This is a genomic window from Gordonia sp. NPDC003950 (assembly GCF_053605205.1).
Map to the genome: position 1 here is coordinate 43684 of NZ_JBSGIT010000032.1, position 13967 is coordinate 57650.

A 13967-nucleotide genomic window follows, 5' to 3' on the forward strand; every position below is an offset into this window, starting at 1 on the left:
CGGTTCTGGTTGCGCTCAGGCGCGTTGGCTGGAGATGGAGACCACCTCGCCGGTCAGGTACGTGGTGTAGTCGCTGGCGAGCATCGCGATGGTGGCCGCGACCTCCCAGACCTCCGCGGCGCGGCCGTAGGCCTCGCGGGAGGCGAGTTCGTCGAGAAGGTCGTCACTGGTGACCTTCGCCAGGAACGGGTGCTTGGCGATAGACGGGGCGACGGCGTTGATGCGCACCCCGAAGTCGGCGGCTTCGACTGCGGCACAACGGGTCAGTGCCATCACCCCGGCCTTGGCCGCGGCGTAGTGGGCCTGGCCGCGCTGGGCGCGCCACCCGAGGACGGAGGCGTTGTTGACGATCACGCCGCCGTGTTCGACGGCGCGGAAGTAGCGCAGTGCGGCGCGGGTGGCACGGAAGGTGCCGTTGAGGGTGATGTCGAGGACACGATCCCATTGGTCGTCGGTCATGTCGGCGACCGGCGTCTCACCACCGAGACCGGCATTGTTGACCAGGACGTCGACCCGGCCGAGTTCGTCTGCGGCGCGGGTGATCAGCGCGTCCACCTGGTCGGTGTCGGAGACATCGCACGGCGCTTGGGTGACGGTCTGGTCGGCGAACTCCGCGGCGAGTGCGTCGTGCGCCTCGGCGAGGCGACGTTCGTGCCAGTCGGAGATGAGGACGTCGGCACCCTCGAGTAGTGCGCGGCGGGCGGTGGCGAAACCGATGCCGGTTCCGGCGGCCGCGGTGACAACCACCTTGCGGCCCAACAGGAGTCCGTGCCCGGGCGTCTCCGCCGGCGGATCGGCCAGTGACGATCGGCCGGTCTGGTCGGCCTGGGTGTCGGATACAGTCATGCGCGTGCCTCCCGCGGTAGGCCGAGGACTCGCTCGGCTATGATGTTGCGCTGCACCTCATTCGACCCGCCGTAGATGGTGTCGGCGCGGGTGAACAGGAACAGTCGTTGCCATTCGTCGAGTTCGACGTGTTCGGGGTCGGTGATGTCGTTGGGTCGGCCTTCGACGGTGGCGCCGGGTCCGATGAGCGACGGTGCACCGAGAACGTCCATGCCGAGTGCACCGAGATCGCGATGCCAATTGGCCCACAACAGTTTTGCCACCGACGCCGCACCCGCCTGGGAGACGACGTCACCGTCGAGGGTGCGTTGCGCGTGGGCACGCATCACCTTCAGGCCGATGTCGGCGCGGACCACTCGGGTGGCGATCTCCGGATTATCGATGGCGCCGTTGGTGCGGGCGATCTCGGTGATGGAGTCGAGCTCGCGGGCGAAGCCCACCTGTTGACCGAGCGTGGACACGCCGCGTTCGAACTGCAGAAGTCCCATCGCGACCGACCAACCCTGGCCGGGCTCGCCGACGATGAGATCGGCGTCGGTGACGGCGTCGTCGAAGAAGACCTCGTTGAATTCCGATGTGCCGGTGAGTTGTTGGATGGGCCGGACCGTGATCCCCTGTTGGTCGAGGGGGACCAGCAGGAAGCTCAGTCCATGGTGCCGACTGGAGCCGGGTTCGCTGCGCGCGATGACGAAGACCCACTGTGCGACGTGGGCGAGGGAGGTCCAGATCTTCTGGCCGTTGAGATGCCAGCGGCCGTCGTCGTCGAGTCGCGCCGACGTCGACACGCCCGCGAGGTCCGATCCGGCGCCCGGCTCGGAGTATCCCTGCGCCCAGAGCTCGGTGACGTCGACGATGCCAGGCAGGAGACGCTGCTGCTGCTCGGGAGTTCCGTATTCGATCAGTGTCGGGCCGAGGAGTTCCTCGCCGAGGTGATTGACGCGGGCGGGCGCGTTGGCTCGGGCGTACTCCTGATGGAAGATGATCCGCTGCTCGAGGGTGGCGCCGCGACCGCCGTGGCGGGTCGGCCAGCCCAGGCAGGTCCAGCCGGCGCGAGCGAGGTGCCGGTCCCATTCGAGTCGCTCTGCGAAGAACTCGTGCTCGCTGCCCGGCCCGCCGCGGCCCCGGAGGTCGGCGAAGTCGCCGACGAGGTTCTCGGCCAGCCAGTCGCGGACCGCCTTGGCGAAGATCCTGGTGGCGTCGGGCGTCTGAGCTGCCCATTCGCCCAGATCCAGAGATCTGTCTGCCAGATTGATTGAGGTCATGATCGCTAGCATAGCCCACCAAGCAAGTGCTAGGTTGGGAGCATGGAGAGCGTCTCGACGACCCCCGCCGCGCTGACGCGGGCCGCCACGTCGTGGCCGGATCGTCCGGCCCTGGTCGACACCCAGTGGAGCACGCCCGTCGCGCTCACGTGGGCACAATTGCGGGAGCGGGTCATCGACGTCGCCGCCGCACTGATCGCGTCGCGCATCCGGCCCGGCGACCGGGTGGCACTGTGGTCACCCAACAGTCATCACTGGCCGGTCGCCGCACTCGGCGTCCATCACGCGGGCGCGGTGCTGGTTCCGTTGAACACGCGCTATACCGCGGGTGAGGCGATCGACGTCATCGAACGGTCCGATGCGCAGGCGGTCTTCGTGTCCGGCGAGTTCCTCGGGGCGGATCACGCCGCGGACCTGATCCGGGACCACGCTGCCGCGCTTCCCCAGGTGGTCGTGCGGATTCCGCTCTCGGCCGGCGCTGAACCCCTCGACAGAGTTCTGGACTGGGACGCCTTCCTGGCCCGCGCCACCGACGAGACCCGGGCGGAGGCACAACACCGGGCCGAAGCGGTTGCGCCCGACGACATCTCCGACGTTCTGTTCACCTCGGGTACGACCGGAAAGTCGAAAGGTGTTCTGGCGGAACATCAGCAGACTCTCGCCGGCTCACATGCCTGGGGTGCCAACGGCCGGCTCTCCCCCGATGACCGCTATCTGATGGTCAACCCGTACTTCCACACCTTCGGCTACAAGGCCGGCATCCTGCCGTGCACCCTGTTCGGCTCGACCATGTATCCGCTGGCCGTCTACTCACCGAGCGAGGCGATGAACCGGATTGCCGCCCATCGCATCACCGTGTTCCCCGGGGCACCGACGATCTTCCAGACCATCCTCGATGATCCTGCCCGCGACGGCCTCGACCTCTCGTCGCTGCGGCTGGTGGTGACCGGTGCGGCCATCGTGCCGGTCGTCCTGATCGAACGGATCCAGGCCGATCTCGGCGTCGACACCGTCATCACCGCGTACGGCCTCACCGAGGCCAGCGGATTCGTCTCGACCTGCACCCCCGATGACGACGACGAGACGGTTGCGAATACCTGCGGCCGGGCGTTTGCGGGTATGGAGATCGCACTATCGGATCAGGGCGAGGTCCTCGCCCGCGGGAAGATGGTGATGCGCGGCTACCTCGACGACGAGCAGGCCACTACCGAGACCATCGACGCCGACGGCTGGTTGCACACCGGCGACATCGGCACCATCGATGGGCGCGGCAACCTCACGATCACCGATCGCCTGAAGGACATGTACATCTGCGGCGGCTTCAACGTCTATCCCGCCGAGATCGAGCAGACCCTCGCCCGACTCGACGGGGTGACCGAATCCGCGGTGATCGGGGTGCCCGACGAGCGTCTCGGCGAGGTGGGGCGGGCCTATCTCACCGTAGGCGATGACGCCGACCTCGACGAGGACCATGTGATCGCCTATGCGCGTGAGCATCTCGCGAACTTCAAGGTGCCGCGCTCGGTGGTGTTCGTCGACGCGTTTCCGCGGAACGCCGCGGGAAAGATCCTCAAACGGGAGTTGACGTGAGCGGGCCGGAAGTGGGGGAAGAACGTTTCCTCCCCCGAAGATCGTTTCGTCGGCAAGAAACTGTTGGGGAATGAAGCAAAGGGTGGGGGAAGAAGATTCCTCCCCCACTTTTGGCGTGTCGGACAGCGAGGCGTTGCTCGATGGAGCCGGGATTGATCCCTTATGCCCGTGCGTATCTCGCATGCCTCACACTGGAGTTGCGGCGAGCGGGGGTGCCGACGAGGAATGCCCACAAACGTCCCGGTGAGGCGACCTCACCGGATACTTCCGGTGAGAACCGCTGACGGGGACGACTTCAGTCATTCGCCAATCAGCCCGGCATACCGGTCGAGCTCGGCGACCAGCGCAGCCCGCTGATCGGCCGGGAACTCCTCGCCCGCACCCATCTCACCGATCTGGTCGTCATAGCACCGCAGAAACGCCACGCGGAGATCACCGGCCGACGGACCGTCACTACCCCACGGCCGAACGGGCGTGCGTTCCATCACCTCGTTGAGCAGGGCCAGGGCACCGAACGCTTCGTCGAAGGTCTCGGCGATCGACGGCGACTCCAGGAACTCGGCGATCGGCTCGGTCAGCTGGTCCACCACGTCACCGACGAAGTCGAGCGCCTTATCGTTGCCGAACGGTCCAGCAGCCCACGTCCCCATGAGTAGCGACGCTACCAATGAGCGTTGGCCGAGCCCTTACGCGTCATCTAGCCGACCTCCCCCACCTGTGATGTGCTTGACGCGTGACTTCCGCGCGGACCCGTGAGACCCAGAGCACCGACCTGCTGGCCCAGACCGGTGCCCTCGACCCCGCTGCGCCCACCACCCGTATCGACACGCACGGCGCGACCATCCTGCTCAACGGCGATCGCGCATGGAAGCTCAAGCGGCCGGTTCGGTTGCGCTACTTCGACTTCTCCACCTCCGACCTGCGACACGACGCCCTCGCCGCCGAACTCGACCTCAATCGCCGCACCGCTCCCGACATCTACCTCGGACTGCACGCACTGCGGCGCGCCGACGACGGATCGGCGTCACTGGATGGGCCCGGTGAGACCGTCGACTGGGTTCTCGAGATGACGCGTTTCGCAGACGATGCCCTGCTCAGCCGGCAGGCCGACGCCGGAGCCCTCGATGACCGCCTGCTGCAGAACCTCGCCGCACGCGTCGTCGACATGCACCGCGACGCACAGGTGTCCGACGATCCGCACGGCGCGGCCCGATTGAAGGAGGTCGTGGACGGGAATCTGGCGAGTATGTCGGCGTTTCCTGAGATCCTCGAACCCGCACTGGCACAACAACTCACCGATCGTTTGACCGCCATGATCACCGCGCACGCCGACCTGATGGACGCTCGCGCACGGGCCGGGCGCGTCCGGCACGGTCATGGTGATCTGCATCTGGGCAACATCGCCGTTGTCGACGGCGAGCCGATTCCGTTCGACTGCCTGGAGTTCGACGCCGAGATGGCCACCACCGACGTGCTCTACGACATCGGCTTCCTGGTGATGGACCTGTGGGCCCGCGGGTTACGGCATGAGGCCAACGTCGTCATCAACGCCTACCTCGATCTCTCCACCGACGATGAGGTCGGCTTCGCACTGTTGCCGTTGATCCTCGGCGTGCGGGCGACGGTTCGTGCGCATGTCGCCGCGGCCGAGGGTGCCGCCGATCGGGCCAACTCGTATCTTTCGCTGGCGCTGGGCTTTACCGAGCCCGTCGCGCCGCGGCTCGTCGCGATCGGCGGCGGGTCGGGTACCGGAAAGTCGACAGTGGCGCGGGCCATCGGCGGTGACCTCGCACCGGCCCCTGGTGCGAGGATTCTGCGCACCGACGTACTCCGCAAACGGCTCGCCGGGGTGACCGTCGATGAGCCGCTGCCCCGCTCGGCCTACACCGACGAGGCACGGGCCGGCGTCTACACCGAGGTATTTCGGCTGGCGGGCCTTGACCTGGCGAACGGGATGAGCGTCATCGCCGATGCGGTGTTCGGGCGGCGCTCGCAGTCCGGTGTCATCGCCGATGTGGCCGAGCACGCGGGCTGCGCATTCACCGGAGTATGGCTGGAACTCCCCGAAAGCGAACGTATCTCACGCATCGAGCATCGCGGTCCGGATGCATCCGACGCCACTGCCGACGTGGCGCGGCGACAAACCCGGACCTTGGAGACACCGGACGAGCGGTGGCACCGCGTCGACGCGGTCGGTGATTCGGTCGACGCGGTACGCGGCGTACTTGCGTCGCGGTGAATGGGTGTGACACAACCAATCGGGTGGGTCGGGCAACGGACGGGCAGGGTCGAAACGGACAGATTCGATGGGGACGCTGCGATCGGCGGCGATCGCGATCGGGTCGGTGTTCGGGATCGCCTTCGGCATCGGCGGAACAGCGTTCACCGCCCGACGGCTGCTGAGCAGATTCTGAACTGCTCTCGCAGGCTCAGTCCCGCAGCGGCTTCACCAACGGGAACAGGATGGTCTCGCGAATGCCGAGACCGGTGAGCGCCATCAGCAGCCGGTCGATGCCCATGCCGGTACCGGCGGTCGGCGGCATGCCGTATTCCATTGCGGCCAAGAACTCTTCGTCGAGGACCATCGCCTCGTCGTCGCCGGCAGCGGCGAGGCGGGCCTGGTCGACGAAACGTTCCCGCTGGATGATCGGGTCGACGAGTTCGGAGTAGCCGGTGGCCAATTCGAAGCCGCGGACGTAGAGGTCCCACTTCTCCACCACGCCGGGGGTGCTGCGGTGGGCGCGCACCAGCGGCGAGGTCTCGACCGGGAAGTCCCGCACGAAGACAGGCCGCGAAAGATGTTGGCCCACCATGTGTTCCCACAGTTCTTCGACGAGCTTGCCGTGCCCGTAGCCCTTGTCCTTGGGGATCTCCAGGCCGACACGCGCGGCGATGGCGAGCAGTTCATCGACGGTGGTGCCGCCGGAGTCACTCATCGGCACGATCTGTTCGCCGAGGGCCTCCGACAGCGATGGGTACATCGACAGTGAGGTCCACTCACCGGACAGGTCGTAGACCGAGCCGTCGGACATCGTCGGGGTGAGCGTGCCGAGCGCGCCCTGCGCCACTTCCTGCACGAGTTCGCGGGTCATCACCGCGGCATCGTCGTAGGTGCCGTAGGCCTGATAGGTCTCCAGCATCGCGAATTCCGGCGAGTGGGTGGAGTCGGCGCCCTCATTGCGGAAGTTGCGGTTGATCTCGAAGACCCGCTCGATTCCGCCGACGATGCAACGCTTGAGGAACAGTTCCGGCGCGATCCGCAGGAACAGGTCGATGTCGAAGGCGTTGGAGCGCGTGGTGAACGGGCGCGCCGCGGCACCGCCGTGCAAGGTCTGCAGCATCGGGGTCTCGACCTCGAGGAAGTCACGGCGGTCGAGGGCCTTGCGCAGTTCGGAGATCACCGCGATGCGGGTGCGGGCGATCTGCCGGGCCTCGGGACGCATGATGAGGTCGACGTAGCGTTGCCGGACGCGGGTCTCCTCGTTCATGTCCTTGTGCGCGACGGGCAGCGGACGCAGCGCCTTGGACGCCATCTCCCAGGAGTCGGCCATCACCGACAACTCGCCGGTGCGGGAGCTGATCACCTCGCCGTGGACGAAGACGATGTCGCCGAGATCGGTTTCGGCCTTCCACCGGGCCAGCGAATCCTCGCCGACACCGTTGAAGGAGATCATCGCCTGCAGTTGCGTCCCATCGCCCTCCTGCAGCGTCGCGAAGCACAGCTTGCCCTTGTTGCGGAGGAAGATGATGCGCCCGGCCACGCCGACGATCGCACCGGTTTCGGTGCCGGCCTCCAGGTCGGGGTACGTCGCGCGGATCTCGGCGAGGCTGTGGGTGCGCGGAATCGACACCGGGTAGGCGTCGCGTCCTTCTCCGAGAATCCGCTCCCGCTTCTCCCGGCGGATACGCAGCTGCTCGGGAGTCTGGTCGTCGGCCGACGAGGCGGGGGCCTGGGATGTCTGGGCGTCACTCACGCACGTGAGGGTATTCGGTGGTCGGGGCGTCGGCCAAGTTGCGTCGCCTGCGCCACAGCCGGCCGGCGTGCGCGATCAGTGCGCGGAGAAAACGTCGAGCTCACCCTGGCTGATCTGCCCGTTGATCCCGGCGCGACGCAGACCGCGATATCCGCCGATCACGAACACCGCCCCGGTGACGCCGCGGGCCTGCAGATGCCACGCCAGCCACTCGGCTTCGTGGCCGTCGTCGGAGACGAGAATCCAGCGGGCATCACCGGCGGCGATACGCAGGGCGGTCGGCGAGCCGGGGGTGAGCAGGTCGATCGCCTCGGCGGCGTCGACGGCGATCGCGCCGAGCAGCGCGCCGTCGGCCTGGCGTTTGCGCTGACTGCGCACGTCAATCGGGGTGGCACCGGCGGCGAGCGCGTTGCGGTAGTCGGCGATGCGCAACGACAGCGGAGCGCTGGGGGTGGGAGCAGAAACCGGTGCGAGAAGCTGGACCGATGCGGTCATGGGAGGAAACCTCGAAAGTGATCGAAACGAGCGGGAGGGTTGGCGAGGGGCCACCGCTGTGTCGTGAAGAAACGACGACGCGGGCTCAGCCCTGACAACACTCCTGACAGCTCTTGATCACGGCGACAAGTGTGCCACAGTTGCGGCGTCGGGACCAGAGGCGATGGGGTTTCTTGCTCGGGGTGGGTGAAAGTCGCGGCGGGGAGCTGTCGCTCGGCGTTCCCGTGAATGACGCCGCGCGGTGGTCCCTCGCCGGTCCGATATGGTGCGGGGCGATGAGTGAGCGCATGTTCGTGGGGGCGTCCACGCTCGAGGCGGACCGGCTGGCGCTGGCCCTCGCACCGGCCCGGGTTCCCGGCGGCCTCGACACCGACCCGAGCTTCTTCCACGGATTCGCCACCCATCCGGTCGTCGTCGCCCAGGGACTGCTGGCCCTCGCCGACGTCACCGGCACCCGCTACTTCCAGTTCACCCCGGCCAGTCAGCGCGATCCGGTCCTCACCGCGAATCGCGACCGGCTGCGCGCCGAGGTGTTCTCCGCATGCAACGGCGTGTACGCCCGACTCGACGTCCTGGGCTCGGGGCTCGACGGCGGCGAGATCGGAACCGGCACCACCAACGTCGACATCAACCTGCCGACCCGCACCGCCCTGGGCCGTGTACGGCGCACCGACCTCCTGCACCTCGACGTCGGTGCGGGCGGGCTGCGCGCGTCGACGATGGCGGCCATGGCCGTCGAACGTCCGGTGGACATGCCCGATCGGTGGGTCCGCGCCCTGGGCAACGCCGCTCACCTCCATCACGGCGCGCAGCCGGTGTTCACACTCGACCGCACCCGGGCACGACGATTCATCGCAACGCTGCCGCATGCGACGGCAAGAGCCGAACGGGGATGGGTGGTCGCCGACCGTACCGGCGCCCGTCTAAGTCGCCGGGAGGTGTCCGACGGTGTCTCCGTCCATGGAATCAATCGGCTCGATGTGTTGCGGCGCTTGATGATTCACGTCGATGGACTGACGGCTTATCGAGCGATCGTCAGTGACGGTGGCGACGGTGCACCCTCGGTGTTCGAGGTGGCGTTGCCCGGTGCGCGGCTCACGCTCGGGCTGACCAGTGAGCCGTGGCGCGGGTTCTCCGGTGAGGGATCGTTGCTGGCGGCATTGTCCGGCGATCAGGTACTCGACGATGCCGCAATGCTCTCGGTTCTGCTGGCGTTCGACCCGGTCATCGACGTCGCCCGCCTGGCACGTGAGGCCGACATCGGTGCCGATCGCACAGCCGGCGCGCTCGCCGTTCTTGCTGCTTCGGGGCGTGTCGGTTGGGATGCCCACGAAGACAGGTGGTTTCATCGTGAACTGCCCGACGATCCGAACCGAATCGAGCGCGACAATCCGCGGTTGCGGGCGGCGCGGAAGCTCGTCGCCGAGCATGCGGTCACCCACGAACACGACGATGTGTGGACGGTGTCCGAGTACCGGGTCCACCTGAACCCAGCTGTCGCGCAATCTCGGTGCACCTGTACCTGGTATCTGCGCCACGGCGGTGATCGAGGTCCGTGCAAACATGTGGTTGCTGCGCGGATCGCCGCCGGAATGAGCCCCGATGACCCGACACAAGGAGGCCGGCCGTGACCGCGCAATCCCGTGAGGACGCGGTGTCGATCTTCACCGAACTCGGTTGGCCCGACCTGCCGTATGACCGGTTGGCCACCGCCGATATCGGTACCGACGACCAGAGACGCCGTGCCCGTACCGGATTGGCGACCGGGCCGTTGCAGGTGTATGCCCAGGACGACTCCGGCGTGTGGACCTGGATCAGCAAGGTGGACCATGCCGACCTGAATCGCCTCTCGATCTTCGCCATCCGGGTGGGGGTCGACGCCCGGCGGGCGGCGTCCATCGTGCCGATCGAGGCGCCGCGCGCCGCACTGCTCCAGGTGATCTCCGAACGTGGGACGGCCTACGCAACACAATTCATCGCCCGGGTCTGCACGAGCTCACGGCGCGCCATGACGCATCAGCCGACCGTGTTCGCGGACGTCGCCCTGCGGCTGGTCCTCGATCTCGAACTTCCGGTGCCGGACAACGTCGATTACCTCATCGATTGGGCGGCCTACGCCGACGCGGCGCTGGACTGCGGCACCGCGGGGTTCACCCGATCGGGTGCGACTCTCGTCACCGCCGATCACATCGTCACCCGCTTCGCCGAACACGCCCGCGCGGCGGTGGCGGTCGGCGCACCGATGACGGGACCGTTGCGTCCGGCCCTGCACGCCGGAGTCTCGCGCGGTCTCGTCGACCGGGACGAGATGCTCGATCTGGCCGTCGTCGGCCTCGATGCCGCGCGTCGCCCCGGTGATCGCGCGGCGTGGGCACAGTTCCTCACCACCGAGCTTGCGATGAGCGTCGACGAGATCACCGACCGCGCCGAGCAGTGGATACCGGCCTTGGCGACCGGAACACCGGAGGTCATCGAGCGACTCGGACTGCCGCTGTTCACCGGTGGGCCTGACGAACTACTCGCCGACCTCGTGGCCGCCACCGTGCCCGGCGTGAAGGCCCGTCGTCTTCGCACCCGGATCTTCGACGCCCTTGCGTGCCGGAGCCGACCCGCCGACGCGACGGTCACGGAGGTATCCGCGACACTGGCCGAGGTCGCCACCTCGCCGGCCGACGTGAAATCCCTTGCGGCGCTAACACAGGCGTGGGAGATGTCGGTCGGCGTCGCCGACGCTCCGGCCGACATCGTTGCGTGGACCCCGACACCCGAGGTGTGGGCGGTCCCCCGTTTCGATGCGGGACCTGCGACGCCGGATCATCTGACCGAATCGATACGTCCACTGATGGATTCGGCCGAGCATGATTTCGCCTGTGTCGACCTGGAACGGTTCCTCTCGTTGGCGGTTTCCTGCGCACGCGACGACATCGCTGCCACACGCACCGCCGTTCGCGGGGTACGGGATTCCGAACGCTCCGGTCTCGCGTGGATCAGCGAGTGGCGACAGGGGCAACTGCCGCGAAAGGCCTACCAGCCCTACGGCTTCACCCAGGCCCGCGACTATGCGGTGGTGTGCCGGCTCGGCGAGATTTCATGCGTCCTGTCGCAACCGAGTTGGGATGACCTCCGCATCGATGCGGCAGAACCGAATGCACAGCTATGCGCAGCATGGTGTTCCGGCGTCCGAGGAAGACCTGGCGTTGGCGCTGACTCGCCTGGATCTTGCGACGGTGACCTCGGAGCTCGCGGCGGACCTGCGGGGGTGCGGCATTGCTGTCGTCGATCATCGCGGGAAACGCAACTCGCGGTCTGCCGGCGACATCGTCGGTGCGTACGTCGACGAGCCGATCCCCGAGCCCGCGATGGTGATGCAGCAGGGCCGCTGGCATCCGGGCAATGTACATGTACCGGCCGCGTTGACCGATCTTTATGGGCGCTTCGGCGATCGATACAGCTATTCACGGAACTTCTGGGAGTTTCCGACGTGGGGCGACGCGGCGATGGGTTCGGTCGGGTGGGACTACGAGGCCGACCCCGGTCAAGGTGAGATCCTGCGCCAGCTTGCCCGTCGTGGTTCGCCTCTACCACCGGGCGCATCCATCAATATGCTCGGCGCACAACGTGATCCGCATCCGCGCGCTGCAGCCGAAGCCCACCAGGCGGTTCTCGATGCGTTCGCGCGGGGACTCCTCCGGCCCGGTGTGGCCGAGGTTCGATTCCTGGATTCGTTCGAGACGCCGCGGAACGTGGCCGCATTCGCACGAGCCCTGAAGGATCTCGCCGACGACGGCGTCCTCAGCGTCGTGTGGCCGATCCTCGACGATCTCGCCGCAGTGGCCGCCGAGGCGACACGCGTGTTCAGCGGAACCGACGCCGTCGTCGACACCCTCGCCGCGCTGCTGCCGTCGGTGCGCGTCGCTGTCGAGGGCGGTGCTGCCCCCGCCGGTTCTCTCACACTGCCGGGATTGCGGAAGTTGGCTGCTCGCAAAGGTTCCGGTGTCGCGGTGACCGCGGCTCGAACGCTCGTCGGGACGCTTCCGGAGGTGACCACCTCGCCACGAACGCCAGAGCCTGCGGCACCCGCATCGATTCGGCAGTTATACCGTCGACGACGTGTGGTCGCCCGACATCGCGCCACCGGCCGCCATCGACGACGGCCGACCATCACGGTGGTGTGAGAGGAAGGCGCCACCACTACCCGGCGGGCCATGAAGGTGCTCCTCACGTATCCGCAGTTTCCCGGCAGCACCTTCCGGATGCCGACCACCTGGCTGTACCCGCTGGAGCACGAGGGACAGGCATCCGGTGTGGAGCACCCGATCGCTGAGGCAACGTCTCGCCCGGCGTGGCTGCACTGGGATGCCGATTCCGATCGGATCGAGCTGTCGCGCTGGCGTAATCGTGACTCAGAGACCGACTCACCGCCGATGATGCCGAATCCAGCACCGCCGCTGACGGTGTCGATGGTGGCGATCGCCCTGAGCCACCTGTGCAATTCCTACGCCGACACCTACGCGGTGTGGTGGATGATCAACTTCGGTCGTTTTGGCGCGGATTCGGTTCGGTTGGCCATGCGCTCGATGCTCACCTCAGCCGACGTGAGCCCGGCGAAGATCGCCAAGGTCATCGACAAGTCGCCGGATACGTTGCATGCGCTGTGGCCGGTTCTCACCGAATCGGTGCGCGCCGCCGGCGCCATGGATGGTCCGACGCCACGATGGCTGAACGGGATTCTGGACGTATCTCTCGGCGTCGCATCACTTCTCGCCGAGGCTCACCGACGCGGCCTGGCACCGATCGAGGCGGTGACGTGGCCAGGACTCGACGCGATCGCCGGACGGCATGGCCGGTCCGCGGCATTGGTCAAGGCACGCGAACTGCGCGACCTCCGGGATCGCGAGACCTACCGCGGATAGGTGGTGATGGTTTCCCCGGTGACAGGGTCGCGCCAGATGACCGCCCGATCGGCGAGCATGGTGGGGATCAACAGCCCCATGTGTTTTCGCTGGTGGTCCGGCGAGCACAGCGGCATCAGGTTGAACTCCACCGTCCAGCCACCGGTGATCGGATCCTGGTGCACGAACTTCACCACGTGATCGATCTGGCAGTCACTGGCCGGCCGACCGCACTGCGGGTACCGGCACGTGCCATCCAATTCGATGATCTTCTCCCGTAACCAGGCCGGTATCCGATATGTCAACGCACCCGGTGGCGGGAGCAGATAGCCGCCGTGCCCGGTCGGGTCGATCGGTGCTGCGGGGAACGGATCGTTGAGACGACGCCACGCCGCCGGTATCCGATCCAGTGAGGTGGCGGTGTTGACGGTGGGTATGTCCAGGGTGGGAAACTCGCTGACGGTGACCAACTGTCCTGAATTGATCAGCGTTCGGGCGTGGGAGTCGTCCACCACGCCGAAGTACTCCAACCGGGCTTCCCGCTGTCCGGACGGGTCGGTGATCAACGACAGCGACAACTGCGAATCACTTTCGGTGTCGGTGTCAGATTCGGTGTTGGGTTGCGCCTCGACGGTATCCGCTGCCGCACAATCAGCGTCGCCGTCGGTGATCCTCTCGGGATCATCGGTCACGGCGGCTGCGACGTCAACGTCCGACTGGGGATCGTCGGTCACGTCGGCGTCCGCATTGGCGTCCGCATCGACATCGACAGACAGATCAGCCGCGTCGGGGTCGATGTCGCGGTCGGTCAGGCCACTGGGTTCTTCCGGCAACGGGATCGCCCGCGAGCAGTCACCCCGCCCGCATTCACACGACAGGTACGCGCCGGGCAGGCCTTGGATTTCGGC

12 protein-coding genes are annotated in these 13967 nt (G+C 67.1%); 6 read left to right on the top strand and 6 right to left on the bottom strand.

Annotation, left to right across the window (positions count from 1 at the left end; translation table 11 throughout):
* Positions 1 to 15: 15 nt before the first annotated feature.
* The gene (locus ACWETB_RS21835; RefSeq protein WP_348806565.1) at positions 16 to 846 is read right to left on the bottom strand and encodes an SDR family oxidoreductase; all 831 of its coding nucleotides are present in this window, start codon (positions 844 to 846) and stop codon (positions 16 to 18) included.
* Complete coding sequence (locus ACWETB_RS21840) at positions 843 to 2108, bottom strand: acyl-CoA dehydrogenase family protein (protein WP_452213613.1); 1266 nt, start codon at positions 2106 to 2108, stop codon at positions 843 to 845. The genes ACWETB_RS21835 and ACWETB_RS21840 overlap by 4 nt, the downstream gene beginning before the upstream one ends.
* A 42-nt stretch (positions 2109 to 2150) precedes the next feature.
* Here ACWETB_RS21840 and ACWETB_RS21845 point away from each other — a divergent pair, with 42 nt between their 5' ends.
* The gene (locus tag ACWETB_RS21845) at positions 2151 to 3698 is read left to right on the top strand and encodes a FadD3 family acyl-CoA ligase (protein ID WP_452213615.1); all 1548 of its coding nucleotides are present in this window, start codon (positions 2151 to 2153) and stop codon (positions 3696 to 3698) included.
* Positions 3699 to 3997: 299 nt separating this feature from the next.
* Here the strand turns inward: ACWETB_RS21845 and ACWETB_RS21850 are convergent, their stop codons facing one another.
* The gene (locus ACWETB_RS21850; protein WP_449741651.1) at positions 3998 to 4348 is read right to left on the bottom strand and encodes a DUF4259 domain-containing protein; all 351 of its coding nucleotides are present in this window, start codon (positions 4346 to 4348) and stop codon (positions 3998 to 4000) included.
* A gap of 83 nt (positions 4349 to 4431) precedes the next feature.
* Here ACWETB_RS21850 and ACWETB_RS21855 point away from each other — a divergent pair, with 83 nt between their 5' ends.
* Entirely contained in the window at positions 4432 to 5937 is a 1506-nt protein-coding gene (locus tag ACWETB_RS21855; RefSeq protein ID WP_449741652.1) for a bifunctional aminoglycoside phosphotransferase/ATP-binding protein, read from the top strand.
* Between the two features lie 190 nt (positions 5938 to 6127).
* Here ACWETB_RS21855 and lysS read toward each other — a convergent pair whose 3' ends face one another.
* Positions 6128 to 7672: a lysine--tRNA ligase gene (gene lysS, locus ACWETB_RS21860; RefSeq protein WP_452213618.1), complete on the bottom strand. Its 1545-nt coding sequence runs from the start codon at positions 7670 to 7672 to the stop codon at positions 6128 to 6130.
* Between the two features lie 75 nt (positions 7673 to 7747).
* Positions 7748 to 8167: a rhodanese-like domain-containing protein gene (locus ACWETB_RS21865; protein ID WP_449741654.1), complete on the bottom strand. Its 420-nt coding sequence runs from the start codon at positions 8165 to 8167 to the stop codon at positions 7748 to 7750.
* Between the two features lie 275 nt (positions 8168 to 8442).
* Here ACWETB_RS21865 and ACWETB_RS21870 point away from each other — a divergent pair, with 275 nt between their 5' ends.
* The 4 genes from ACWETB_RS21870 to ACWETB_RS21885 are packed head-to-tail and all read left to right on the top strand — an operon-like array spanning position 8443 to position 13080.
* Positions 8443 to 9798, top strand: coding sequence for an SWIM zinc finger family protein (locus tag ACWETB_RS21870; RefSeq protein WP_452213620.1), 1356 nt, complete (start codon positions 8443 to 8445; stop codon positions 9796 to 9798).
* Complete coding sequence (locus ACWETB_RS21875) at positions 9795 to 11711, top strand: hypothetical protein (RefSeq protein ID WP_452213622.1); 1917 nt, start codon at positions 9795 to 9797, stop codon at positions 11709 to 11711. The genes ACWETB_RS21870 and ACWETB_RS21875 overlap by 4 nt, the downstream gene beginning before the upstream one ends.
* Positions 11665 to 12342: a hypothetical protein gene (locus ACWETB_RS21880; protein ID WP_452213623.1), complete on the top strand. Its 678-nt coding sequence runs from the start codon at positions 11665 to 11667 to the stop codon at positions 12340 to 12342. Before ACWETB_RS21875 ends, ACWETB_RS21880 begins: the two co-directional genes overlap by 47 nt.
* A 30-nt stretch (positions 12343 to 12372) precedes the next feature.
* Entirely contained in the window at positions 12373 to 13080 is a 708-nt protein-coding gene (locus tag ACWETB_RS21885; RefSeq protein WP_452213625.1) for a hypothetical protein, read from the top strand.
* Here the strand turns inward: ACWETB_RS21885 and ACWETB_RS21890 are convergent.
* A partial coding sequence (locus tag ACWETB_RS21890; RefSeq protein ID WP_452213627.1) for an HNH endonuclease signature motif containing protein occupies positions 13068 to 13967 on the bottom strand: 900 nt, incomplete at its 5' end. The genes ACWETB_RS21885 and ACWETB_RS21890 overlap by 13 nt on opposite strands.